The organism is Microcoleus sp. S13C4, assembly GCF_036700865.1.
Classification (GTDB): domain Bacteria; phylum Cyanobacteriota; class Cyanobacteriia; order Cyanobacteriales; family Microcoleaceae; genus Microcoleus.
Window position 1 is genome coordinate 288,335 of record NZ_JAUBPS010000001.1, and the last position, 26,073, is coordinate 314,407.

A 26,073-nucleotide genomic window follows, 5' to 3' on the forward strand; every position below is an offset into this window, starting at 1 on the left:
AGAAAGAAGCTATAGTGCTGTAACCAGTGCCTCTATTTCCCATACAAACCAACCTGGGAAAAGATTGGGAAGTTTTTGGAGATGTTTGTGGCAGATATCTATAGCAAAACCATTTGATTTGTAAACAATCGATTCAATCATCACAAGCGTTTCAGGTTGTTCTACATTCATGACTCAAATAGACTTGCTATATCAGCATGAGGCAATGGCATATACATTAGATGGAATGTGCTGTATCATATAGCAATTATATTTTTGGTGTAAAGGGGATTTATTCTTTTTATTAAATGCAGAGGGTGTTGAAGGGGCAGAGAAAGAGAAAAGAGAGACAGAAATGATTGATTTAACCGGAAAGGTAATTTTAGTAACTGGTGGCTCGAAAGGGATTGGTGCAGTGACCGTGCGGACTCTGGTTAATGCTGGGGCTGAGGTGATTTTGCATTACTTTCGCAGTCAGAAAGAAGCTGAAGCTGTAGCAGCAAGTGTTGCGCGCGATCGCTGTTATTTATTGGCCGCAGATTTGATGGTGGAAAACGCGGCCTCGACTTTGTGGCGAGATGCTTTAAAATGGCGGGGTCATATTGATATTTTAGTTAATAACGCTGGAATTATGCAGTCAGCGGGTATCGAGGATAAATTCGATATTTGGTCGTCAGCTTGGCAGCAAACTCTACAAGTTAATTTAATTGCCACTGCCGACTTGTGCCGGGAAGCAATTCTTCATTTTAAAACTCGCAGAGTCGGTACAATTATTAATATAGCAAGTCGCGCTGCTTTTCGCGGCGATGACCCGAATTATCTGCACTACGCCGCTTCTAAAGGTGCTATTGTTGCTTTAACTCGCAGCATTGCTAGAGGGTTTGCGGCTGAGAATATTTTGGCTTTTACAGTTGCACCGGGATTTGTCAGTACGGAAATGTCTAATCAGTTTATTCAGGAGTTCGGTGAAGCTGATATTATTCGCGATATCCCGATCGGCAAAATCGCTCCTCCTCAAGATGTTGCCAATGTTATCGCGTTTTTAGCGTCGGGTTTGGCTACGCACGCTACCGGGACTACGATCGACATTAATGGAGCCTCTTACGTGCATTGAGACAATTACTGTAAAATACCTCTCAAGGCTCACGCTGACACTTTTTAAAACTTACTAAGTTATCACTTTAGCAAGACGCTAAAAACATCATAAATCATTTAGGGTTAAATAAAAGATAGTCTGAGGATAGTTGATTATGACAACAGATAAAGGTAGCAACACAAAACGAGTTGCCATACTCATCGAAAATGGAGTTGAAGATTCCGAATTTCTAGTTCCTTACAACGCCTTAAAACAAGCAGGATTTGAAGTAGTTGTCCTCGGTTCGCGCACAAACGAAAAGTATGCAGGGAAACAAGGAAAAGTTGCCCAGCAGGCTGACGGAACTACCACAGAAGCAGTACCCGCAGAATTCGATGCAGTGATAATTCCCGGCGGCATGGCTCCCGATACAATGCGGACTAATCCCAATACAGTAAGGTTTGTAAAAGAAGCATTTGAGCAAGGAAAAATCGTGGCTGCTGTTTGCCACGGCCCGCAAGTTTTGATTGAAGCCGACTTGTTAAAAGACAAAAAAGCAACTGGTTTTTTGGCAATTAAAACAGACATGATTAATGCCGGAGCTAACTACATTAACGACGCTTTAGTAGTTGACGGTAACTTAATCACTTCCCGCCAACCGGGAGATTTAGCAATATTTACCACCGCAATTATGGCTCGCCTCGGTTACGGCGGAAAAGAAGCCGGTTTGCCAGAAGAAACGGACACAAATGCAGAATGGTGGAAATTAGCTAATGGTTGGGGAGGTTCTACACAAGGCGACATTGTTAAAGGTTTGAATACCGCCCTCGCAGGGGAACGCTATTCTAGCGAAGCCTTTCAAAGTTATGCGGAAAAAACCCAAGACAGCGAGTTGCGATCGCTCCTTGCAGAAATGATTCAAAACAAACAGCACCACATCCTCGCTCTCGAAAAACGCCTCAACGATTTTGGTGAAAAACCCTCAATTCCTGCCCAAATTGCTGACAAATACGCTAAATTAAAAACCTCGATGCAAGGAACCGACGAAACGTTCTTGCTGCGGAGTACTCTAGGTGAGTTGCAAACCGGTGTTGTCGATATCAACAACCTGCGGGTGAAGTTCACCGATCCGGTATCAACGGCCATTTTGACAGAGATAGAATCGGATTTGTCGAAGTGTGAGCAAGTCGTTGCTAAACTCTTCCGCGCCCGTGCGGTTTCCCAGGAAATTAAGTCGCCTAAACCTTCGACTAGCCCCGCTGTAAAAATGTAATCACTAAGGTGATAAATAAGTTTGTAGTTTTGTTGATAGGTGAAAACCCGCACCAATATCGCAACTACAAACTTGCTCTGCAATCCTACAATATAGCCCTTTGCGGTAAAATAAAACCCAACACTAAAAAGCAGATATTCAACTAACTCGAAGGTGGAGGGTTTTATTTTTGTTTCAGCGCGACACGGCGGGTTTGAAGGAAGCTTGCGGCAACCGGGGGCAGTACAAGCCCCCGGATTCATCCCTGCAGAAATAAAAAATATAGTATCCGATAACCACCCCCCGGATACATCCGTCAAGTCGCTTTATTCAATTATTCAATTATTCAATTCTTTAATTATTCAATTCTTTAATCTAAAATCTAAAATCTAAAATCGATTGGCTTGTTCCCTCTTCCTTTAGACAGGAGACACCTGGGCAATAAATGCGCTACTGTGTTGCCAATATTTTGATGAGGAAAAAAAGGCTGTGGTTCCCTTACGCGATGAAAATCCCATTACTATCACTCCCTACGTCACCTACGGGCTGATTGCCGCAAACATATTAGTATTTTTGTACGAACTCAGTTTGGGCGATCGACAATTAACCCAATTCTTCTACTCTTGGGCCGTAGTTCCTTGCCAGTTAAGCAATATGTGTCGGGTTGCTCTGCCAGTTTCGCCATTTCCCGAATGGACGACACTAATTAGCTCCCAATTCCTGCACGCAGGCTTTCTCCACATTGCCGGAAATATGTTATTTCTGTGGATTTTTGGCAACAACGTAGAAGATCGTTTAGGACACGTCAAATTTATAATATTTTACCTTACTTGCGGCGTTTTAGCATCACTAACTCAGTGGTATTTTTCCTCAGCATCTGCCATTCCGTCCCTAGGTGCTAGCGGCGCGATCGCAGGCGTGATGGGAGCTTACATTCTCAGATATCCCCAAGCCAAAGTTCTGACACTGCTTCCGTTGGGAATATTTATTACCACCGTCAGAGTCCCCGCTTTCTTCTTTCTAGGATTTTGGTTTGCACAGCAAGCATTGAGTGGCTTGGCTTCCTTAAATGCCCCGGCAAGTGTCGGCATGGAATCCGGCGGAGTTGCCTACTGGGCCCACGCTGGCGGCTTTGTTTTCGGCGCTATTCTCGGCCCTTTGTTGGGCCTTTTTTCTGAGGAAAATCAGATTTAACTTTTAACCGCAGATGAACGCCAATCAACGCAGATAAACCGCCAAGAAAATCTGCGTTTATCTGTGTTTATCTGCGGTTTCCAACCTCTGATTTTTCTCAAAGTTCAGTGCTATGCTTGGCTCTTTGTTGGGATTGTTTTCTGAGTAGAAGGAGATTTAATTTTTCACCACAGATGAACACAAATTAACGCAGATAAACTGCCAACTAAATCGGCGTTAATCTGCGTTAATCTGCGGTTTCAAACCTCTGATATTTTCTTTTTAGATAAACGTGAAGTCAAATCCCGAAAGAGAAGAAACCCCAGTTACACCATTTAACTTCGCCAAAATGCGAGAATCCGCACCGGCGACGTTATTGCCATTGCCGTCATAAATGATGTAAGTATTGCCGCCGGAATCGTAAGCAAACAAGAAAGCAGTTCCTCCCAGAATATTTGCAGAAACAGTTGTCTGCACATTCAGCAGAACTTGACTGCCATTGCTGAGATTGGGGAATCCTGGGGCAAAATTAAACTGATCGGCGATCGGCACACCGAGGCCGTTAAAGTCGGTAATCACATCGTATCCGCCCGCTGCGATCGCAGCATCGATCGCAGCCGAAGAAGCCGCATCAAAAGCCGGCCCACCTTGTGCAGGGCTGGTATAGCGGAATTGATTGCTGCCGCCGCCCCCCGTCATGGTATCTGCGCCGAGGCCCCCTACGAGCACGTCGTTATCCACACCGCCGTTAATCGTATCGTTGCCGCCTTGACCATCAATAGTATCGCTGCCCGCCAAACCGTCCAAATTGTCCGGCAAAGAACCCCCAACTAAATTGTTAGGCCCGCTATCAGCCGGCAAGATTTGAACGGTGATAGTACCTGTTCCGGGAATTGTCCCGAATCCGTCGCTGACGCTGTAGGTAAAAGCAGTTGTACCCGCTACGTTGCCGGGGATGAATTGCACTTGAGAGACAAGATTTACAGCTATCCCCAGTTGCGGTGTGCTGACATTGATAATGTTGAGCGGCCCTTGTTGCGGGCTGGAATCGTTGGCCAGCACGTCGATGAAAGTGGGCTGCGAATTATTCGTACTCGTAAATACGATGCCGTCATTGACAGCAATCGGCGACAGGGTAGTTGGAACAGTTACGGAGGTATTGAAAGAATTGATGTTAATTGCCACTGACGCTGCTGCCGTGCCGCCTTGGTCGTCAGCTACGCTGTAGCTGAAAGAACCGGCTGGCCCGATCACGTTTGTTCCAGGTTGAAATTTCAGTCCAAGTAAATCCTGAACCGTTAACTTTTGGTTCACGGTGAGGGGGTTTGTACCCGTAATTACCTGACCAAAAGTAGGATTGGGAAGTCCGACTACCGCGATCGACAGTGGCTGGCCCTCCGGGTCGCTGGGCGCCGAAATGCTCAGAGACAGAGGCAAATTTTGCAAACCAGTCAGTGTCTTGCCAGTTTCCACGATCGGCGGCTGGTTAGGAGTCGGAGATGTAAAACTCGGCGGAGTCGGCCCACCGCCCAAAGGCGGAGGAGTTGGGGGCGCCGCAGTTGGAGTCGGGACGATCGAAGGACTCGGGCTCGGAGTTGTCCCGCCTGCAGTCGGAGTCGGACTCGGACTGGGAACCTGTGTCGGCAATGTCCCTGTTGTTGGTGTGGGACTCGCAGTTGTCCCCGTTGTGGGACTCGTGGTTGTCCCCGTTGTGGGACTCGTGGTTGTCCCGGTTGGTGTGGGAGTTGTGGTCGCTGGTGTGGGAGTTGTGGTCGCTGGTGTTGGACTCGTTGTGGTCGCTGGTGTTGGACTCGTTGTGGTCGCTGGTGTGGGAGTTGTGGTCGCTGGTGTTGGACTCGTTGTGGTCGCTGGTGTGGGAGTTGTGGTCCCCGTTGTGGGACTCGTTGTGGTTCCCGTTGTGGGACTCGTTGTGGTTCCCGTTGTGGGACTCGTGGTTGTTCCCTTTGTGGGACTCGTGGTTGTTCCCGTTGTGGGACTCGTGGTTGTTCCCGTTGTGGGACTCGTGGTTGTTCCGGTTGTGGGACTCGTTGTGGTTCCGGTTGTGGGACTCGTTGTGGTTCCGGTTGTGGGACTCGTTGTGGTTCCGGTTGTGGGACTCGTTGTTGTTCCCTCAATGGTGAAGGGATTGTCGTTTACGCGCGGTATTTGACCGGTAGTGAACCGAGATTCATCTAGCGAGTTCGATCGAACATCAATCAACACCGCCAAAAATTCCCCAGTTCGCCTGTCCCTAATAATCGTGTTGCTAGAATTCGAGCCTTGGCCCTGGAAAATTTCTAACTCTGTAAAGTTCAAACCTCCAGCCAGACCGATCGAATCTCCCGCCTTAAAATCTCTGATTACATCAGCATCGCCGATTTCGCGGCCGCCAGTAGTGAGAAACCCGTTGCTACCAGGCGACGTGCCCACCCTACCGAGAACAAAGATATCCGATCCGTCGCCTCCTGTCAGAGTATCCGATCCGCGATCGCCCGAAAGAATATCATCCCCAGCATCTCCAGACACAGAATCATTGCCGTCGCCCCCGAAGATCAGGTCATCACCCTCGCCGCCGTCACCAGTATCGTTACCAACACCGCCGGTGATGACATCCCCGCCCTCGGAGCCCAACAAAATATCATTGCCTGCAGCGCCGATCAGGCAGTCGTTACCCGTGTCGCCAAAAACAGTGTCATTGCCCTTGTCGCCAAAAATCAGGTCGTCCTCGCCACCGCCGCGCAGACAGTCATTGCCTTTACCGCCGTACAGCGTGTCGTTGCCTTCAGAACCCAAGACAAGATCGTTACCCTGGTCGCCAAAAGCTACATCATCGCCTTGGTCGCCAGAAACCAAGTCATCGCCTTTGCCACCCCGCGCCGTGTCATTGCCGCGCCCGCCCTCAACGATATCTTTACCAGCGCCACCGTTGAGAGAATCGTTACCGTCTTCGCCCCTGAGTAGATCGTCTCCGTCCCGACTCACAAGCGTGTCGTCGCCACCACCCCCGGAAATCGTGTCATTGAACAAGCTGCCGATTAAATAGTTACTGCCGTCATTTGCGACAACTAAGCCATCGACAAAAAGTGGCTGTGGGGGAGGCGTAGGAACTGTCAGAGGTGGCCGGGGCACCGGGGTGATCGAAATATCCGGGCCCGTCCCCGTCATTGTTGTCGAAGTCCCCGTCATTGTTGTCGAAGTCCCCGTCATTGTTGTCGAAGTCCCCGTCATCGTTGTCGAAGTCCCCGTCATCGTTGTCGAAGTCCCCGTCATCGTTGTCGAAGTCCCCGTCATCGTTGTCGAAGTCCCCGACGACGGCGTAGGCGACGGCGCCGTGCCGCCATCCAAACTATCCCCGTTCTCATCGGGTAGCCGATTTTCGAGAAAAGGTACTGATACTGCACTTGGCATTGTTCCGACTCCTTGCGACGCTACTCAAAAACTACTAAATAAACTTAAAGTCAGATGCAGTAATGACGGTGCTGAGCGCTCCCGGCACTGTAGGAATAGAATTCAACACTCCCAAATCGAAAGCTGGGAGACTGTCATCTGCCACATTCGGGTCAAAGCCGAGAACGTACTTGTTAAAAGTATTGTTCAGGTAAACGAAGAAAGCTCCCGTTTTGCTCGAACCCTTTTGATTCTTCAACACTGCATTTACTGCTTGAGCGTTATCAAATTTAGATTCAAACAAAATGACTGATTGCTTGCTGATGTCGTCGCCGCTAGACCCGATATTCCTGACGATAAAACTGGTGAAATCGAGAGTAGTTCCTGAGTTGGTTAAACCTGCGAAATTTGACGACCTGAACAAAAATCTGTCGGTCTCGCTGCCGTTAGGGTTAAAGTCAGCAATCACGTCCACGCCTTCGCTGGGAGTTTCGTAGTAGAAGAAATCATTGCCAGCATCGCCCGTGAGCAAGTCAGAACCGTTGCCACCGCCCAAAATGTCATTGCCGACACCGCCGGAAAGCGAGTCGTTGTCATCGCCGCCCAACACCAAGTCATTGCCGAAGGCGCCGCTGAGACAGTCGCTGCCGGCACCGCCGTCGAGAGTGTCGTCGCCCGCTTGGCCTAACAGGGAATCGGTGCCGGCCTCGCCCAACACGTAGTCATTGCCCAAACCTCCGAGTCCCGTGTCGTTGCCTTGTCCACCCAAAATCGTTTCATCGTTGTCGCCGCCGGATATGGAATCGTTATTGATACCCCCGTCAAGCAAGTTTCTGCCCAGCCCACCGTCGAGGATGTCGTCGCCAGCACCGCCGTCGAGGGAGTCGTCGCCAATGCCACCAAGTAAGGTGTCAATCCCGGTGCCACCAAGTATCGAGTCGTCGCCGGACTCTCCCAATATCGAGTCATTGCCTATTCCGCCGTCAATGCTGTCGTTATTGTCACCGCCCAAGAGGTTGTCATTGTCATTGCCGCCGAACATCAGGTCGTTGCCCAGCCCGCCGATCAGCGAGTCTATGCCGTCGCCGCCGTCAACTGTGTCGTTGCCCAGTCCGCCGTCAACGGTGTCGTTGCCGATCGCACCTACCACCGAGTCGTTGCCTGCTTCACCGAATACGAGGTCGTTGCCGCCATTACCATCCATGATGTCGCTGGCGTCGCCCCCAGAGAGGGTATCGTCGCCGGCCCCGCCGAGGATGAAGTCGCTGAGGTTGCTGCCTGTAAAGCTGCTGGCCGGGAGTGCGCTGCGATCGACAATATTATCTACCACCGTGATGCTGAAGGATACCGGCCCAACAGTTGCAGACCCATCGGAGGCGGTAAACGTGAAACTGTCGCTGCCACTTGTCGCCAGCAAGTTGTATTTGACGATGTTGTTGTTGATATCGTCTTGGGTGAATTTGCCGCCGACGTTGAGAAAGGTGGTGCCCCTTTGGACAAAACCTCTGGTAGCGTCGGGGGCTTTGGTAATCGTGTAAAAGATTTCCGACGGCGTGTTGTCGGGATCTGTCACTAACAAATCGGCAGCGGTGATTGTCTGGGTAGGATTACTTTTGGCAACCACCACACCGTCGTTAATTACTAGCTGCGGGGGGCTGCTGACACGGATGCTTGCTACCGCCTGACTTGTGCCACCGTTACCGTCTGAGATCGAGTAGCTGAAGCTGTCAGTACCCGAGAAGCCCGGATTCGGGGTGTATTTGAATACGCCGCCGCCCACGGGAACCAGGCTCCCTTTGCTTGCTGGAGCAAAAGTCGTGACAGTCAGAGCGCTTTGTTCCGCGTCAGTGTCGTTCAACAGAACGTTGAGAGTGAGTTGTTGACCCGCAACCGTGGTGAAGTTGTCGTTAACTGCTTTTGGAGGTTGGTTAAGGATGGGCGTCGGACTTGCTGTCGGTGTCGGACTTGCTGTCGGCGTCGGGAACGCCGGCGTCGGATTTGCTGTCGGTGTCGGGAATGTCGGCACCGGCTGGTCTGGCGTCGGTGTGGGCGTCGGTGTCGGCGTCGGCGTTGGGCTGGCTGTCGGTGTCGGCGTCGGCGTCGCTGTCGGCGTTGGTGTCGGACTTGCTGTCGGTGTCGGCGTCGGACTGTCTGTCGGCGTCGGTAGGGGAAGCGGAGTTGCGCTGCCGGGAACTGTGGGGGCAATTACAAATGAGCTTCGCCCTAGGGTTCTGCTGTCTACTCCGGGCAATACTGCTAAAAAGTCGCCGCTGACGCCGTTGCGAATAATTGTGCTGCCGGCTTTGGTGTCGCTGCTTTGGAAGATTACCAAATCTTCAAACTTGAGGTCGCCACTTAACCCGATCGCATCTTCGCCTTGACGAAAGTCTGTGAAAATGTCGGCATCGGCGATGTCGGGGCCGCCTGTGGTCAGAAAGCCCGCGTTAGTGCCGACGCTGCTGCTGCCACTGGGGGAACTGAAGGCACCGATGACGAAGACATCTCTGCCTTCGCCTCCTGCCACTACGTCTTTGCCTGCTTCGCCCCAAAGAACGTCGTTGCCAGCACCGCTGTCCACGATGTCGTCGCCAGAGCCGCCGAATACGATGTCGTCGCCGTCGCCGGAAAAAAATGTATCCCCCCCGGCGTTTCCGTAGAGCCAGTCGCCTCCTTCGTTGCCAAATACCAAGTCTTCGCCATCGCCGCCGAAGAGCGAGTCGTTACCTTGGTCGCCCCAGAGGATGTCGTCGCCTCGATCGCCCAAAAAGCTATCGTCGCCAGAACCCCCGCGCAAGCTGTCGCTGCCTTTTCCGCCGTAAGCCGTGTCTCTGCCTTCGCCTCCGATTACCGTGTCGTTGCCGTCATTGCCATACAGCAGGTCGGGGTTATTTCCCCCGTCGAGGGAGTCGTTGCCTTTACCTCCGTACAGGGTATCGAGTCCTAAACCGCCATCGAGAACGTCGTTGCCGGGCCCGCCGAACAGCACGTCGTCATCATCGCCCCCGAATACTAAATCGTCGCCGTCGGCTCCTTGCAGGTTGTCGTTGCCTTGCAGCCCGGAAATCACGTCGGGGCCGGGACTTGCAACTAAGGAGTCGTTGGTTTCTGTGCCGCGGAGTACGCCACCGATGACTGCGGGCGAGGTACTTCCGCCTCCGCGCAATGTGTCGTCTATGCCGCCAAATGTGTCGTCCCCGGAGGGAGTTGGAGTTCCCGTCGGCGTCGGAGTGGGAGTTGGTGTGGGAGTTGGTGTTGGTTCTGGTGTTGGTTCTGGTGTTGGTTCTGGTGTTGGTGTTGGTATAACTACTACTGGCACTGCACTGGGCATTATTTTGGCTCCTTTAAACGACGATCCCGATTAACTTTAAAAACTGATTAGTATCAGTTTGTTGCCACAAATAGGGCTTAAAATTGATTAATAATCCCGATCATTTCTAACATACTAAATCAGAAATGCAACGGCTATAGATATTTTTTAAGCCGGGCATATTTTGAGATCAAAATATTAATGATTGCACGTTTTGCTGCCTATCTTGGGTATACTTTAATATCGGTGCATTTTTATCCAGTCTAGAAGTCTGGCTTCGAGTCAGCCTGGTGTATTTATCCAAAACCAGAAAAAATAAAAATCTTTGCAGTCATAATTGGTTCTTTCCGAATGTCGAATGCTGAATACAGATGTGCCTCTCGCCTGCAGAAGTGAATGCCTTATGCTGACTGCTGACAAGAAACAGAGCTGTTAATTAGGGGCAGAAGTGGCCCGGTTTGTTCTTGTCCACTGACGGATAGTTCGCTGTGGCAAAGGTAAAGCAGGGAACAGCGACTTAACAAATCTAGCAGAATTCGCCGCAGTCGCTGTTGGTCAGCCGCTGTTTCCTCTTCGGTTTCCCAGGGACGCCCCTGTTGGGATCGCAAAAATAAGGGGGCGCCAAACAATGTCGCCGCACCGCCGCTCAGCCACAGGGGCGATCCGGCATCCAGCCAAAAGTGCCATTTGTGGGCGCGGCGGCTGCTGCGGTACTGGAAGATGTTGGCGAGGGTGACGGCTCTGGCTGCTGGGCCTTCTGGACGGACTGGAAAGGGGTTGGCGGTGACGGTTCCTTGGCGCAACAACTGGATGAACCGCGCGATCGTTTCTGAGTCGCCGCCGTTTGTTGGTTCTACGCGCTGCATTCGCCCGTTGATTTCCCAGTAGTGGCTGGCTGTTTCCATTAACTCACGCAGGGCTGCTAGCCGATCGTAGGGGAGGTATCTATCGTTCATGAGAAATTTCTGGATGGCTCGATCGAGCAGCGCAATTGGACTCGGCAACAGCCGCTCCTGCTGTTGCGACCGCTGTTGTTCGATCCACTCGACAATCTGCTCGTAGGCCCGGGCTGCTCGGTGTCCCAGTCTGTCCCACCGGGGAAAGGCTGTAATTGGCAGCAATTGAGGTCGATCGATATCTGGACAAAAACAGTGATCGGCGATTAAACCTGCTCTCACTTGGTCGATCGATTTTTGATTGTGAATTTGAGATGTTAGATTGAAAGTCGAGTTGGAATCTTCTGTTTCCAATGAACGGTGTTTCTGGCTGCCCAACACTACCAGCATTTCGGCGGCGCCGTCTCGATCAACTAAACGGCCGAGTCCCGGATAAACTAAGGCTAACAAAGTGAGTAAAGCTCGAATCTCTGGGGTAGTCGAGAGGGGACGCTGATCGTTGAGAGATACGGCGGCGATACCATCTCGCGCCAGAATTTCCGTTAAACTGTAACGGGCGATCGCATCCATCCCAGGGGCAATTACGGCGATTTCCTGCGGTTCCACGGCTTGTGACTTCACCGCATCCACGATGATTTCGGCTGTTTCTCGCAGCAGTTGAGCCCGGGAAGTGGTTTGGAGTGATCGAACTTTACCGGGCAAACTCAAGCCTAAAGGATAAAAACCCTCAGAATTAACTGCTAAACTTACCGCTAAATCTCCAATCTCTGGGGCTAAACCGGCGTTTGCGTCCAAATTTTCCACGCTTTGACAGCGGTTTTCGAGTCGCGCTAGGTATTCCGTGTCAGCCCCCAAGCCCAAACGCACTCCTCCATCCCGATTGTAGGAAAACGCCCCCACTGCACCTTGGTCGAGCATTCGATCAAACAAATGGCCGCTGATCGCGGGATAATCGTCAAGATCGTCTGCGATCACAGCTTGGTATCTAGAGGCCAAATGCTTCTGGTAACTGACATCCGGCAACAAATAGCGCCAGTAGAGTTCGCAAACAATCCCGTAAGTCAGGAACCCCCGCGTCAAGCACCATTCCCGCCACCTTTCCAGCAACTCTCCCATGCTAGTCCACAGGTTGGTCGAGCCGCCTGAGATAGCAAATCCCTGTTCCAGAATGCTGGGAATCTCTTCTCTGGGCGTACCGCTGACAGCAGCAAGTTGTAATAAGTCTAGTGTTCGACGCACCATTCGGTTTGGACTTACCCCTGTTTGTTGCAAAATGCCTTCGTCTAGTTCGCGACGCCAGAGTCTGGCGGCAAGTTCCAGTTCTGTTTCAGGTTGCAGCCGTAGGGGAAATTGAGCCTTCAAATGCAGCGACTGAACTAGCAGGGGCCAAAATAGCAATACCTCCTGCTCAAAAAAACCGAAGGGCGTTGTGGAGTGAAAGGTATATTTTCCTTCGGTAGCGACGGCGATGCGATCGGCCAATTCTAGCCGGTTGTCTCCGTTAGCCGCTAAGACTAAAATGGCTGGGGCAGTTTGTCCAGCCCGCCGCCGCCCGGAACTCGATGGCCCTGAAACTTTTGTGGGCAAAGGCTTGACAGTTTTGCTCCAAATGCAGAACTGCTCGACTAACCGAGTGGTTTTGCCACTGCGGGCAGATCCGACAATCCAAATTGAATCCGACACCTCGGTTCCCAATTTATGTAAATTTGTTACCATACTGTGAATACTTTAATCACTAATGTCTACAGCCAACTAACAAGCTTTAGCTATGAATACTTCTCCGTGGCACAGGATTGTAAAATATCTCTACAGCGCTAACCAATGGTATCGAGAAACGCCTGAGAGGGCCCTAGAACAGGCCTACGATGCTGCGTTAGCCATTAAGGCGATCGAAGACGAGCATTTTGGCGGTCAAGGAATCTCTGAGCGATCGGGAGATTACGGACAAAGCACCCTGTCTTACTTTAAATCCGAACTGCAAAAATACCTCAAGGTCATCCAAACCAGAATCGTTGAGTTTAATGCTAGCCGTTCTTTTTTGGAACTGCCGGAGCGAGTGGGGGCCAAACCGAAAACGGGGCCCAGCGCTGAGCCTCACCAGCACGGATTACATCTAAACAATAAAGATCGAGCCTCCCTTGTATTTGAGAAGCTAGAGTTTATTGATGGAGTCATCGACAAGTATATTAATAATAGTAGATCAACGGCCATTGTTCCGGTTGTCAGTTCAGTAAATCTGCAGGCAAAATCTACAACAAATAGCAGTTCTCCACCTGACCCCAAAAATAAAGGTTCAGCTAATTCGTCGGTTCAAATTCACGATGGTGAGGTTGACACTAACTATGAAGAAGTGAATTTATTACCGCGATCACTTTTGGGAACTTTGAATCGAATTACTAAAGATTTAGACCCGGAAGCGGAAAAAGAAGTAGTTAAAAATTTCCGCAATTCCAAAGTAAAAACAATTATTTCTCTGAGATTTATTTTACTTTTGATTTTAGTTCCGCTGTTGACGAATCAAATTTCCAAAAACTTTCTAGTCGGACCGATAGTTGACCATTTTAGAGGTCAAGAAAATGCCCCAGTTTTCCTAAATATTAACCTGGAAGAAGAAGCATTGCAAGAACTGGAGAGATTTGAGCAACACCTCAAATTTGAAAAGTTAATAGGCATTGCTCCGTCGCTTTCTTTAGAGGAAACGGAAAAGAAAATTGCCGAGAAAGCAGTTGAGCTAGCGGAGGAATACCGCGGTGAAAGTGGTGGAGCTATTAAAAATATTTTTGCCGATTTGATTTCCTGCATGGCCTTTGCCGCGATTATCGTCACTAACAAGAAAGAGATTGAGATTTTAAAGTCTTTCATGGACGATGTGATTTACGGCCTCAGCGACAGTGCGAAAGCTTTCGTAATTATTTTGTTTACAGATGTGTTTGTGGGATTCCACTCGCCTCATGGTTGGGAAGTAGTTCTCGAAGGTGTATCGAGGCATTTGGGACTGCCAGAAAATAGGCAGTTCATATTTTTGTTCATTGCAACGTTTCCAGTGATATTGGATACGGTATTTAAGTATTGGATATTCCGTTATTTAAACCGGAGTTCGCCTTCGGCTGTTGCTACGTACAAGAATATGAACGAGTAATCAGAGGCGAAGGAAGAAGGAAGAAGGAAGAAGGAAGAAGGAAGAAGGAAGAAGGAAGAACAAAAAAAGATGTAATAATGGCAAGGGCTTCAGGTATTGATAACTTCCTCTTTAGGGGGTCCACTGCCGCAAACTGAGTGGCTTACTCATAGCGCAGAAAACCATTTATTGTTTGCGTCAGGAGGGGTTTAATTAAGTAGATAAACTTAAGCTGTTGGATCTCTAAATTTTATTTAGGGGCGGGTTCTCGGGCGCACCCCATAATAATTTTATCAAACTTGACTGTCCTAAAGGCTCCGCTCAGGAAGGGTAAAATTTAGATGCGCCTAGGCCGATCCAAAAAAATGCGATCGCCCGCAGAATCTCTCGAAATAAATCAAAAGCGCGATCGCATTCCCAAAACTCATTACCAATTATCAATGACCTAATTCCAACGCTTCTTGCGCTGTCGCTGGCTTGCCACCGCCTCCACCAGTCCCAGGCCGAGAAAATTACTCAGCAGCGACGCATTCCCGTAACTCAGGAAAGGCAGCGGAATGCCCGTAACCGGAGCCAAGCCAATGTTCATCCCAATATTTACGAACACCTGAAAAATCAACATTGACAGTACGCCGATCGCCAGCAAAGAACCAAAATTATCGTTAGCAGTTTGAGCGATCGTCACCAACCGGAAACAAATTAACCAGAACACAAACAGCACGCAAATGCAGCCAATAAAGCCCAATTCTTCGCCAATAGCTGAAAAGATAAAGTCCGTATGCTGTTCGGGAATAAAGTTAAGCTGAGTTTGCGTTCCGTGAAACAAACCTCTGCCTTTGAGTTCCCCAGCCCCAATCGCAATCCGAGATTGAATCAAGTGATATCCGCTGCCTAAAGGGTCTTTCTCGGGGTTTAAAAACCCTGTCAGACGCATTTTTTGATAATCCTGAAGCACATTCCAAAAAATATGTCCGACGTGTCCAGAAACAACGTTCACCAACACAGCACCGAAAGTCCCCAACCAGGGCCAAGGTAGCGATCGCCAAGCGATAATACCCGCAATAACTACCCAGGCTATCCAAATCGGCGTAGAGAGGTTATTGAGGAGAACTGAGATTAGAGGAGAGAATAGCAATATTAGCCAGCCGGGATTGACATTACCCCAGTAAAACATCCCCATTGTGATCGCGCCGAACACCAAGGAAGTACCTAAATTTGGTTCGGCAAAGATCAATCCCCAGGGTACAGCCATAATCGCCAGCATCCTCAACATATTACCCACCGTGGGGACAGTCTTGTCGTGCAGGAGAGCTGCTAAAGTGACAATCATGCCTACTTTGGCAAATTCTGACGGTTGCAGGTAGAAGCCGCCGATGTTGATCCACCGCTGGGCACCGAGCCCTGTAGTACCAATAAACCGCACTGCGATCAGCGACAAATTGATTAATATGTAAATCGGCCATTTCCACTCAAGCAGTATTTGGTAGCGGCAGCGGGAAATGATGATGGCGAGGAACAAACCGACTCCGCCAGTTACCCAGTGTCGCCACCAGTCGATCAGCCCCTGGTTAATTTCGACGCTGCGGATCATGATTCCGCCGAAGAGGGTGAGGGCGATGCAAGCGGCGAACAGCCAAGGGTCTGCTTCTTCCCAGGGTTTGAAGATTGATTTCCAGCGGTTTCTGACTTGTATTCTCTGCAACATGAGGATTTTAGATTTTAGATTTTAGATTTTAGATTATCGAGCCGATTTTCGGAAGTTGTGGATATATTTCGGATTCAGAGTCTGCACCTTACTTTAGAAGCGTCGGTGTGAGTACCTCACATTATTCGGGGAGTTGTAGGGATGTTCCGGGAACGGAAGAAGGAACGCTTGCGCCGGGTATCTGGGTATTCTATTTTTTTCTCTGCGCTTACTTAATTTAGTTTGCAATCGCACGTGGTCAGAAACCGGGTTTTTGTCGAGAAGAGGCGTTACAACGCGCAGAAACCGCTAAAAACCCGGTTTCTTGGGTTTTGATTCGTAAGCCCTAGAATCGTCAGGCCGGTTCGTAAAGGTACTCGAAGCCGTTCCCATCTGGATCTCTGCCGTAGAAGGATGCAGTACCGTCGCGGTGTTCGTGGATGTGGGTGACGGAAACACCATCGGCTTTGAGTTGTTCGTAGGCGGATTCCATTTCGGTACGATCGTCAAATACAAACCCAAAATGCGGCCCTGCTTGGTCGTAACTCGGACTCAACAGCGCCAATCCGTCCTCTCCTGCTTTCAAATAAGCCCAGTCTGCATCTTTCCAGACTAACTCCATGCCCAAGTTTAGGTAGAACTCAGCAGATTTCTCTATGTCTTGCACGCAGACGGCTACGTGTCCCAATCGTTTTAGTTTCATATCTACAAAGTTTATGGTTGTTCTTTCGTTTATTGTATCTATTTTCTGATTTTTTGCTCGATTAATTAGGTATTTTTTCTATTTTTTTTGTGGTTGCTAACTGTACTTTTTCTACTTTTTTGCTAGCGTCCATTTCGCTGAACAGTTGAATGGCGCGCTCAAAATTTTCTTGACTTTTCTCGATGTTACCAAGTTTTTGTTCTGTTAGTGCTAGTTGATAGCAAGCTTCGGCTCGGTCTAATTTGGCGGTAGCTCGATCGAGTATTTCTATTGCCTCTGCATGGTGCTGCAGGGCTTGGTCAAATTCTCCCTGTTCTCGGTACAGTTCGGCGATACCGCTGAGAGCTTTGGCTTTGATGGTGCTGTAATGGTTTTGGTCGGTTTGGGCGATCGCTTGGCGGTACAAGCTCAAAGCTTTCTCTGTCTCTCCCAGGTTTTGATAGGTGGCGGCGAGAAAAACTAACTTGTATCCCGTACCCACCAACTGACTGTTTTCCCGATCGGCATACAGTTTTTCGGCGAGTTCATTCGCCTCTTTTTTAGGTCCGACACAGGAATTGAGGAATGCTAACCCGACATCGATCGAATAGCTGTTAACGCCGATTTCGTCTCGTGAATTTTTCAGCTTGACAAATATCTCCCTAGCTGGTTCTAACTCCCACATTTCTATTTGACAAAAACCTATATTAATTGCAGCGTTAACTTTCCAAAATTCTAGATCAGCTTGTTTACCGTTGTCCGGTTCGCTACTTCTCGCTATAATTTGCAAAGATTTAGTGGCTTTTATTTCGGATATTTGATGGCATTCTATGGCTTGATTTATTTCGCCTAAAATCCGGTAACAAATTCCTAAAATACTGTATAGACCGCTCAAATAATAATCAGAAGTCACATTGTTGACGATGCGAGTAGTTGCTGAAATTATTGGCTGCAAGAAACCTAATTTGTAGAGCGCTTGACCGAGCTTGTAATCTTTGGCAAACTGGATATTTATTTTTTTGAGGATGACGCTAGCGGCCTGATCGAAACAGCTAATTGCCACATAATGATAGTAAGCTTCAAAAGCTTTCAGCGCATCTTCTACAGTTTCAATAATCTCGACACTCTCTGTCCAGAACTCGGCTGCTTTGCGGTTGGCAGTCTCCCAGTCTCCGGGCGAGAGCCGATCGACCGCTTCTTCGCGAATTGCTGGATGCAGCCAGTATTCGCCCTTCTGAGACTCGACTAGCGATCGGTGCAACAGCGATTTAATGATTTGTCGGCGTCCGGCTTCGGGCACGTCCCACAGCAAACACAAAAGTCCGTCAGTAGGGACTGTCGGCACGTCTTGATACCGATAACAGCCCAAGCGACAGAGGAGTTGATAGGCTTCAGGATCGAGTTCCAGGAGGCGGTTAAATTGACTGGTGACTAAATTTTTTAAGTCAGTTTCAACGAGCGGATCTTCACTGTTTTCCAGCCAGTAAGCCGCCATATCTCCGTCAAAATCTTCTCGGATCGTGCCGCAAATAATGCCCATTGCTTTGGCATTACCGCCGTAAACTTTGTGCATTTCCTTGAGGGCGACATCATCTATATTGATGTTGCGGCAGCTAAAAAATTGCTGCCAAACTTCAACTTCCAATCCCGGAAGCAGGTAGTGTTCGACGGTGACATCAGAATCGCAAAGTCGATCGCGACTGGTAATCAGCGTTACCGACTGCACCGCTGCGTCAGCCAAAACTCGCAACAGTTCCACGTAAAGCCGGTGGGGTTCAATAAACTTACCTTGTCCGTCGAGTGCTGCTTCCAAATTGTCAATCAATACGCCGACTTTGTGAGTCTGAAGCTGCCGCTTCAACCGCCCCAAGGTGACGCCAAAGTCTGGCCCGGGTTCTTCCTGAAAGTCTTGCTTGAGCCATTCTTCGATCGCACTTTCCAAGGCGGTGATATTCTCTGTCTCTTTTGCCATCAACAGTTCAATGGTTCGATCGAACCCTTGAGATTTGAGATACTGTCTGGCCAAAGTTGTTTTGCCGATACCGCCGGCACTTTGGATGACAATCACTTTTGCACCTTGGGCGACAAGAGTATTGAGATCTTCGATCGCCCCGAAGCGACCCAAAAAATTCGGGTTTTCGATTTCCAAATCAGCATCAAGTCCGAGAGATACTTGGGCCGGAACAGTTTGTCCCGACTGCGGTTCTAGTTTCGAGTAGCTGCGCCAATACCGCTCTACAACCGCTTGAAGGTTGTCTCTTTTGACTTTTTCGCCTTCTCCAAACAGCGCTGAAAGTCGCTTCCACAAATTAGAAGCAGCATCCTTAACAGTCCCTACTCCATACCCTTCACTATCTGCAACCTGTTGGTACGTCCTGCCTTGCACGCCTTGCCAAGCTTCGCGAAAGATCGCGCTGTCAAGGTTATCGAGAGTTTTCAGGTTTCGAGCCACAAGTAACGAGTTGGTAAAATCCAGTGCACGATCGGCTTCCATTTAGTCACCAGGTTTAGCGTTACCCATCTGACACAACTTTAACAGACTTTTTCCGACTCGCTTACACGCTCAAACAGTGGACTTGTATAGACTTTTCCCGACTGACACGGCCGAGGCTGGCCGGGGATACTGTTGAGTGTGGAGGGGAAGTTGACAGACAAGCTTCTAACTTCCACACAGAGCGAGTCGAGTTTATATTCAGGAGCAAGCAGCCATGTCTATTAACGATGTTGAAACCGCGATCGTAGATGAACCAATTCGCCCTCAAGAATGCGGCCGGGTTCGTTTCCAAAACAGTTGGTGGCCGGCGAAGTGCGATGGAGACATGACTTTTGAACCCGGTGAGGTGGTTCGCGTAGTCGGAATTGAAAATATTACTTTGATCGTTGCAGCGTCGTTTGCGATCAATTCTGGAAGTTAAGGGAAATCTACAATCGGGAGTAAGCAATCATGAATTTTGACAATTCCGAAAAAGCGATCGTGGATGAAGAAATTCGACCTAATGAGTCCGGTCGCGTTCGTTTCCAAAACAGTTGGTGGCCGGCGAAGTGCGATCTAGATCTGACTTTTGAGCCTGGTGACGTGGTGCGCGTAGTCGGAATTGACAATATTACTTTAATAGTTGAAGCGTCGTTATAAATCAATGGGTTAGGGAGTCGAGCTATATGTTTATAGCATCCCAACGTTCAGGCCAACCTAGAAGCAGGAGAAAGTAATCATGACTGTCAGCCATTTGGAAAGAGCGATCGTTGAAGAAGAAATTAAACCAAATCAGTGCGGCAGTGTGCGATTTCAAAGCAGTTGGTGGCCTGCCAAATGCGTTCGAGAAATAACTTTGCAACCCGGTGAAGTTGTTCGCGTCGTGAGACTGGAAAACATTACTCTGATAGTTGAAGCGTAGTTGGGGAGTAAGGAGTTAGCGAGTCGAGCTATAAGTTGCTCGCATCTCAAAATTCCGGCAAACTTGGAATTAGGAGCCAAAAATCATGAGTATCAGCTATTTGGAAAAAGCGATTGTAGATGAAGAAATTCGGTCTGACAAATGCGGCTCCGTCCGCTTCCAAAGCAGTTGGTACCCTGTTCCGGTGCGATAAAGGTATAACTTTTAAACCGGGGGATCTGGTTTATGTGGTGGGAATTGACATGATTACCTTGCTGCTGGAGGGTACGGCTTGAAATGTCGGAATTTGCGATCGCGCTGCCATTTCGGCGGCTTTCTCTTCAAATATCTTCACAGGCGCGATCGCTCTTCTCTCCTCTATTGAGTTCGGTATTATAGCGTGAAACCTCAACAAAAACTTGCCGCCTGCCGTATTGCCCGCATTTTTTGGCGGGAAAAGCGCGATCGATATTAGTGCCATCCGCTACAAATTGTGGTAATCTGACAGCAATCCACTTTCATGCTCGATGGAGCCTTGTCCCGCTATGCGAATAAGTAAAAATTTACAAAAGTTTCTGCTTTTCACAATAGCGTTCTTTTTCGCAGTATCGCTGTTGATTAAAGTTACTAAATTTCACAATTATTTCGGCATCAACCGCGCCGATACCGAAGTGAAAGTTGTGGCCCTCACCTACGACGACGGGCCCTATCCTCCCTATACAAATCAGCTTTTAGATATCTTAGACCGCTATCAAGTTAAAGCAACTTTTTTTGAAATCGGCAGCAATATTGAGAAACACCCAGAAATCGTGAAAATGATTATCGCGAAGGGAGATGAGTTGGCAAACCATTCCTACTCTCACAAAGATATGATGTTTAAACCCCGGCAATTTTTGCTGTCTGAGATTGAAAAAACGGACAAACTTTTGCAGGAAGTTGGGGTTAAGCAAGACAGTATTAGTTTTCGGCCACCTTGGGGTAGGCGATTTGTAGTTTTGTCTTATTTGGTATCCCAAATGCACAAAAAACTGATTATGTGGGATGTGGATTCCCATGATTATGAAGAAACACTCACGGCGGAAGATATCGCAAATCGGGTGATTCACAATGTGCGATCGGGTTCGATTGTGGTGATGCACGACGGCGGGGGCGATCGCTCGAAAACCGTAGCAGCAACTGAGATGATTGTCAAGGATTTGCAGTCGAAAGGTTACGAATTTAAGACTGTTTCTGAGTTGTTGAAATAGCAGTAGGGTGCGTCAGCCACAATTATTTTCGCGACCAATCAACAATCTCATACTGACGCAGCAGGAAATAATATCAATTCCGGTTGCACTCCTCCGGAATTGTTGACTGTTGACTGTTAACTGTTGACGGGCGGGTCGAAAAACTGAATGGTTGAGTGTTAAATGTTGACTCGATTTTATTATTCCGATGCAACCGGAAACGATATAAATAGTGCGTCACAATTAGACTTTTCGTGCAGATTGAAAAATTAAAATCTGACGCACCTACCACAATCAATAACCCAGATAGTTTGCCACGTAATTAGCAATTTTTATGCTGCCACCAGCTTGCCCCATTCTCTCTAAACCATTTTGAATGCAACTGGCTAAATATTTATCATCTTGCAAAGTGCGATCGACTGCCAAAGCAGCTTCCTTGATAATATCCAAATTCGCTGGTTGTGCGCCAATAACCTGCACTGAATCACCTAAAAGCCGATTTTGAGCCTCCGCAAATCTATAGGTAAACGCCGGGCCGTTTCCCGGTACTGCAATTACAGGTTTTCCCAAGCCCACAGCTTGTTCGACAGCAGTTCCCGTCATCCCAATGACTAAACTAGACTGCTGCAAAATATCGGCGAAAGCATCGGCCCAGCACATCACTTCGACTAATTTTTCTTCACACAAAGACGGTTTGATTGCTGGAAAAATGAGCTTGCCCGATCGGTGTTGCCATCCCGATCGCGCCGCAATATCATCTAATTGAGGCATTAAAGCCGGAACTAAAGCTGCCCGAAACTGCACCGGTAAAGTAGAGTTACTAGCAATTTTTTTAACCAGTTCCAGGAGCAAAACGAGGTTGTCGGTGGCTTCCGGGAGGCGAGAACCGGGTAGAAGGGCGATCGTCCGAACTGCGGGTATTAACTGCAAATCTTTGCCCGTAGAATTGAGGTTGTCCATGACTGGATTGCCGACAAACTGAGCTTTCTTTAAACCCTGTCGGTTTAAGTCAGCAGCAGTCAAAGCATCTCTAGTAAAAACAGCCAGACATTTCTTTGAGGAAAGCAACTGCCACAAGATTAAACCCAAATCGACTCGCCCCTCGTAATAACTAGAATGGGCCGATAGAAAAATTATATAGGGGCGGTTGCTGGCATGGGCGATCGCCGCCGCGACAATATCCCCAGTCCCCACCACCAAATCGCAGTGGCGCGAATGCCTCCAAACAGCCTGCAATTGCTGCCAAGTCAAAGCAATTAGCCCGGCCCCAATATCTTTGAGGAAAAACAGGGGATTCATGTAAAAAACTCCCCCAGATGGCATTTGACTGGTGGGCCCAATAATTGGTACGGTCGATCGGCAGTAAGCAGCCCCGTCACCGACAATCGGCATCGCCGAAACATCAACATCCGCGCCAGATGCTCTCAAAGCTTTGAGAATTTGACAGTTAATCGTGTCTTCCCCGTGGCCGTTGCTGAGGAAAAGTATCCCCTTCGATTTCATATAATCAGAATACAATCAGAATCAGTGCCGAGCTTTTTTTAAAGACAGCCGTGCGATAGCTAAACTCGGGCGGGCTAACTTTTTGTTAGTCTAATTTAAATACATTGTGGAAGTGAAACAGCGTGAATATTGAAATTGGGCGGGGCAAAAGCGCTCGCAGAGCTTACGGCATAGATGAAATTGCGCTTGTACCCGGACAGCGCACCCTCGATCCGAGTTTGGCAGATACCAAGTGGCAGATTGGCGGGATCGATCGAGAAATCCCGATCATCGCCAGCGCAATGGACGGAGTAGTCGATGTCCGCATGGCCATTTTGCTGTCGGAATTGGGAGCACTGGGCGTGCTCAACCTAGAAGGAATTCAAACCCGCTATGCCGACCCCCAGCCAATATTAGAGCGCATCGCGAGTGTGGGGAACCACGAATTTGTTTCCCTGATGCAGCAACTCTATGCCGAACCCATCAAGCCAGAATTAATCGACCTCAGAATTAAAGAAATTAAAGCAGGAGGAGGGATTGCCGCCGTTAGCGGTACACCAGCCGGTGCGAGCAAATACGGCCGGGCGGTTGCTGAATCGGGAGCCGATATATTTTTTGTGCAAGCAACTGTAGTCTCGACAGCTTTTCTTTCCCCTGAGTCGATCGCATCTTTAGACTTAACTCAATTTTGTCAAGAGATGCCGATACCAGTAATTTTGGGCAACTGCGTCACCTACGAAGTCGCCCTAAATTTAATGAAAACCGGCGCTGCCGGCATTCTCGTGGGCATTGGGCCAGGGGCTGCTTGCACGTCTAGGGGTGTATTGGGTGTCGGCGTTCCTCAAGCCACAGCGGTAGCAGACTGCGCCGCCGCGCGAGACGACTACTATCGCGAAACTGGTAAATACGTGTCGGTGATTGCTGACGGCGGTTTAATTACCGGCGGCGATATCTGCAAGTGCATTGCCTGTGGCGCGGATGCAGTGATGATTGGTTCGCCCTTTGCCAGGGCCGCCGAAGCTCCCGGCAGGGGCTTTCACTGGGGGATGGCGACTCCCAGCCCGGTTTTGCCGCGCGGCACTCGCATTCGCGTGGGGACTACTGGCACTGTGGAGCAAATTTTGCGCGGGCCTGCGCTGCTAGATGACGGTACGCACAACTTGCTCGGAGCTCTGAAAACTAGCATGGGCACCTTGGGCGCTAAGGATCTTAAGGAAATGCAGCAAGTGGAAGTGGTAATTGCTCCTTCTCTGCTGACTGAGGGTAAAGTCTATCAAAAAGCTCAGCAGTTGGGCATGGGTAAGTAGATTTACCGATCGAATACCAGCATACCTTGACAAAATTTGTTCAAGAGTCTCGAAATTTACAGAATATTGTGGAATTATCGAGAAGTAGGTGTCACAATATAAGAAGCGGAGACAAATGTTTCCGTTCACTCCTCACACCACACTCCGCCCGGACTACTGTTCGGGCGGTTCCTTTTTTACCCAAACCTTCGGTCTTATTTACTAAGTACAGAGCAGAGGCTGCTAGCTCCGGATTGTCAGGGAGAGTGGGGAGGGAGTGAGTGGGGGAATAGTTTTAAATTTTGAGCTAAAAGTATTTCTAATACTGCGTTCTACCCGATCGCCCTGTCCCTTTGGTCTTGCGCCCTCAACATCGATCCGTTACATCGGTTGAATCGGTTACATCCGTTACAACATCTGTTGCCCAACTTCCTTCTCTTAAAATCGTTGACGCAAATGGTTACACTTTTTGCTAGACTTGTTATCCGAGAAATAGTATTTACAAGGATGGCTAGGGATGTCAGCAGCCGCGCAAGTAACCGACTCTACCTTTAAGCAGGAAGTGCTCGATAGCGAAGTTCCAGTTCTAGTGGATTTTTGGGCTCCCTGGTGCGGGCCCTGTCGGATGGTGGCACCCGTCGTAGACGAAATTGCTCAACAATATGAAGGGCAGGTCAAGGTAGTAAAAGTTAATACCGACGAGAATCCTAACGTGGCAAGCCAATACGGTATCCGCAGCATTCCGACGCTGATGATATTTAAGGGCGGTCAGCGGGTGGATATGGTCGTTGGGGCAGTTCCGAAAACTACTCTGGCCAACACTCTGGAAAAGTACATTTAACCCAACTGCGAGCGGTTTCGCGCTATTCTTTTTGGGCCGCGAAAGCTAACTCGCTTCAGAACCGGGGCAAAGCTACTGGAAAAGTTATTAGTGGCCACCAGGGCAATTTGCTGGTCGCTATTAGCTTCTAAATTTAGCTTGCCCCTTAATTTTTAGTAGCGACAAATAGTTACCGTTTCGGAAAAATTCATGATTTCTTCTGGGTCTGGTCAAGGTTTTGAGTCCCTCCAAGCTGAATTGATCGATTTGATCGATCGCTTCCCAATGTTGAAGCACTCGGAGTGGATCGAACGATCGCTCTCTACTATAGTGCAAATGACCGGAGAGGATCTCGATCGCCTTGACTGGAAAATTATTGCGGCCTCCCTCCGAGATATGGAGAGCGCTTTTGAGCTGTTTTATCCTTACCGTCACGTTCGCAAAATTGTAATTTTTGGTTCGGCGAGGGTGTCACCGCAATCGGCAGAATATTTGATGGCCAGAGACTTTGCGCGGGCGATCGCCCAGCAGGGGTTTATGGTGATTACTGGCGGGGGCGGGGGAATCATGCAGGCGGGGAACGAGGGGGCGACTGCTGAACGTTCTTTTGGGCTGAACATTCAGTTACCTTTCGAGCAGGGTTCTAATCCTTTTATTGCGGGCGATCGCAAATTGCTCAATTTTAAATATTTTTTCACTCGCAAGTTATTTTTTCTCCGGGAGAGCGATGCTTTAGCTCTGTTTCCGGGCGGTTTCGGCACTCTGGACGAGGCTTTTGAGTGTCTGACTTTGATTCAAACTGGCAAGTTCGGGCCGGCTCCTGTGGTATTGATCGATCGACCGGGAGGAGATTATTGGCTTGATTGGAATTATTTTGTGCAAAAACAATTGCGGGGCCGGGGTTTGATTTCAGCCGACGATCGCAGCCTGTATACGATTACTGACGATATAAATGTCGCTTGCGAGGCGATCGGCAGTTTTTATCTGGTTTATCACTCCTGCCGCTACGTGCGTGAAAAATTGGTAATTCGCTTGAAAACAGAGCTTTCTGAGGAGAATGTCGATCGGCTAAATACTGATTTTAGCGATATTGTTGTCACCGGAAAGATTGAAAAAAGTCAAGCTTTGCCACCAGAAATAGGAGATGAAACTTTCGATCTGCCGCGCCTAACTTTGCATTTCAACCAGCGGGATTTAGGGCGGCTTTATCAGCTAATTGCTGCTATAAATCAAATGGGTGCAGCTTCGCCGGAAGCCACGCATCCCGAACAAAAGTAGTTATTAGTCATCAGTCATCGGTCATTTTTGATATGGGTGAGGGCTGAGAGAAGT

20 protein-coding genes are annotated in these 26,073 nt (G+C 48.9%); 11 read left to right on the forward strand and 9 right to left on the reverse strand.

Features of this window, described 5'->3' with window-relative positions:
- Positions 1–9: 9 nt before the first annotated feature.
- The gene (locus QT996_RS01250; RefSeq protein WP_333044075.1) at positions 10–171 is read right to left on the reverse strand and encodes a hypothetical protein; all 162 of its coding nucleotides are present in this window, start codon (positions 169–171) and stop codon (positions 10–12) included.
- Between the two features lie 163 nt (positions 172–334).
- Between QT996_RS01250 and QT996_RS01255 the strand changes: the two genes are divergently transcribed.
- The 3 genes from QT996_RS01255 (at position 335) to QT996_RS01265 (ending at position 3,500) form a co-directional block, all read left to right on the forward strand.
- Entirely contained in the window at positions 335–1,093 is a 759-nt protein-coding gene (locus QT996_RS01255; RefSeq protein WP_333044076.1) for an SDR family oxidoreductase, read from the forward strand.
- Positions 1,094–1,229: 136 nt separating this feature from the next.
- Complete coding sequence (locus QT996_RS01260) at positions 1,230–2,327, forward strand: DJ-1/PfpI/YhbO family deglycase/protease (RefSeq protein WP_333044077.1); 1,098 nt, start codon at positions 1,230–1,232, stop codon at positions 2,325–2,327.
- A 468-nt stretch (positions 2,328–2,795) separates the two neighbouring features.
- Positions 2,796–3,500, forward strand: a complete 705-nt coding sequence (locus QT996_RS01265) for a rhomboid family intramembrane serine protease (RefSeq protein ID WP_333044078.1) — start codon at positions 2,796–2,798, stop codon at positions 3,498–3,500.
- 261 nt (positions 3,501–3,761) lie between these two features.
- Here the strand turns inward: QT996_RS01265 and QT996_RS01270 are convergent, their stop codons facing one another.
- The 3 genes from QT996_RS01270 to QT996_RS01280 all read right to left on the reverse strand — a co-directional run bounded on the left by QT996_RS01270 (position 3,762) and on the right by QT996_RS01280 (position 12,785).
- Entirely contained in the window at positions 3,762–6,887 is a 3,126-nt protein-coding gene (locus QT996_RS01270) for an Ig-like domain-containing protein (RefSeq protein ID WP_333044079.1), read from the reverse strand.
- A 34-nt stretch (positions 6,888–6,921) separates the two neighbouring features.
- Positions 6,922–10,194, reverse strand: a complete 3,273-nt coding sequence (locus QT996_RS01275) for an Ig-like domain-containing protein (RefSeq protein ID WP_333044080.1) — start codon at positions 10,192–10,194, stop codon at positions 6,922–6,924.
- Positions 10,195–10,574: 380 nt separating this feature from the next.
- Complete coding sequence (locus tag QT996_RS01280; protein WP_333044081.1) at positions 10,575–12,785, reverse strand: recombinase family protein; 2,211 nt, start codon at positions 12,783–12,785, stop codon at positions 10,575–10,577.
- Positions 12,786–12,837: 52 nt separating this feature from the next.
- Between QT996_RS01280 and QT996_RS01285 the strand changes: the two genes are divergently transcribed.
- On the forward strand, positions 12,838–14,208 hold the full coding sequence (locus QT996_RS01285) for a proton extrusion protein PcxA (protein WP_333044082.1): 1,371 nt from the start codon (positions 12,838–12,840) through the stop codon (positions 14,206–14,208).
- Between the two features lie 424 nt (positions 14,209–14,632).
- Here QT996_RS01285 and rodA read toward each other — a convergent pair whose 3' ends face one another.
- From rodA to QT996_RS01300, 3 genes are all read right to left on the reverse strand, one after another.
- Positions 14,633–15,892: a rod shape-determining protein RodA gene (gene rodA / locus QT996_RS01290; protein WP_333044083.1), complete on the reverse strand. Its 1,260-nt coding sequence runs from the start codon at positions 15,890–15,892 to the stop codon at positions 14,633–14,635.
- A gap of 334 nt (positions 15,893–16,226) precedes the next feature.
- Positions 16,227–16,574 carry a VOC family protein gene (locus tag QT996_RS01295; protein ID WP_333044084.1) on the reverse strand — a complete coding sequence of 116 codons (348 nt, stop codon included), beginning with the start codon at positions 16,572–16,574 and terminating at the stop codon, positions 16,227–16,229.
- Between the two features lie 61 nt (positions 16,575–16,635).
- Positions 16,636–19,047 (reverse strand): tetratricopeptide repeat protein, encoded by a 2,412-nt coding sequence (locus QT996_RS01300; RefSeq protein ID WP_333044085.1) that lies wholly within the window; start codon positions 19,045–19,047, stop codon positions 16,636–16,638.
- A gap of 214 nt (positions 19,048–19,261) precedes the next feature.
- Here QT996_RS01300 and QT996_RS01305 point away from each other — a divergent pair, with 214 nt between their 5' ends.
- From QT996_RS01305 to QT996_RS01315, 3 genes are all read left to right on the forward strand, one after another.
- On the forward strand, positions 19,262–19,468 hold the full coding sequence (locus QT996_RS01305; protein WP_333044086.1) for an NfeD family protein: 207 nt from the start codon (positions 19,262–19,264) through the stop codon (positions 19,466–19,468).
- A 29-nt stretch (positions 19,469–19,497) separates the two neighbouring features.
- Positions 19,498–19,686 (forward strand): NfeD family protein, encoded by a 189-nt coding sequence (locus QT996_RS01310; protein ID WP_333044087.1) that lies wholly within the window; start codon positions 19,498–19,500, stop codon positions 19,684–19,686.
- Positions 19,687–19,765: 79 nt separating this feature from the next.
- On the forward strand, positions 19,766–19,948 hold the full coding sequence (locus tag QT996_RS01315) for an NfeD family protein (RefSeq protein ID WP_333044088.1): 183 nt from the start codon (positions 19,766–19,768) through the stop codon (positions 19,946–19,948).
- 223 nt (positions 19,949–20,171) lie between these two features.
- Here QT996_RS01315 and QT996_RS01320 read toward each other — a convergent pair whose 3' ends face one another.
- The gene (locus QT996_RS01320; RefSeq protein ID WP_333044089.1) at positions 20,172–20,408 is read right to left on the reverse strand and encodes a hypothetical protein; all 237 of its coding nucleotides are present in this window, start codon (positions 20,406–20,408) and stop codon (positions 20,172–20,174) included.
- A 133-nt stretch (positions 20,409–20,541) separates the two neighbouring features.
- Between QT996_RS01320 and QT996_RS01325 the strand changes: the two genes are divergently transcribed.
- Positions 20,542–21,174 carry a polysaccharide deacetylase family protein gene (locus QT996_RS01325; RefSeq protein ID WP_333044090.1) on the forward strand — a complete coding sequence of 211 codons (633 nt, stop codon included), beginning with the start codon at positions 20,542–20,544 and terminating at the stop codon, positions 21,172–21,174.
- A gap of 273 nt (positions 21,175–21,447) precedes the next feature.
- On the opposite strand, the gene QT996_RS01330 is transcribed toward QT996_RS01325, so the two are convergent.
- A complete protein-coding gene (locus QT996_RS01330) occupies positions 21,448–22,656 on the reverse strand; it encodes a lipid-A-disaccharide synthase-related protein (RefSeq protein WP_333044091.1) in 1,209 nt (402 codons plus the stop codon).
- 122 nt (positions 22,657–22,778) lie between these two features.
- Between QT996_RS01330 and QT996_RS01335 the strand changes: the two genes are divergently transcribed.
- The 3 genes from QT996_RS01335 (at position 22,779) to QT996_RS01345 (ending at position 26,019) form a co-directional block, all read left to right on the forward strand.
- On the forward strand, positions 22,779–23,942 hold the full coding sequence (locus QT996_RS01335; protein ID WP_333044092.1) for a GuaB3 family IMP dehydrogenase-related protein: 1,164 nt from the start codon (positions 22,779–22,781) through the stop codon (positions 23,940–23,942).
- Between the two features lie 496 nt (positions 23,943–24,438).
- The gene (trxA, locus tag QT996_RS01340; RefSeq protein ID WP_006631199.1) at positions 24,439–24,762 is read left to right on the forward strand and encodes a thioredoxin; all 324 of its coding nucleotides are present in this window, start codon (positions 24,439–24,441) and stop codon (positions 24,760–24,762) included.
- A 189-nt stretch (positions 24,763–24,951) separates the two neighbouring features.
- On the forward strand, positions 24,952–26,019 hold the full coding sequence (locus tag QT996_RS01345; RefSeq protein WP_333044093.1) for an LOG family protein: 1,068 nt from the start codon (positions 24,952–24,954) through the stop codon (positions 26,017–26,019).
- The last annotated feature ends 54 nt before the right edge of the window (positions 26,020–26,073 follow it).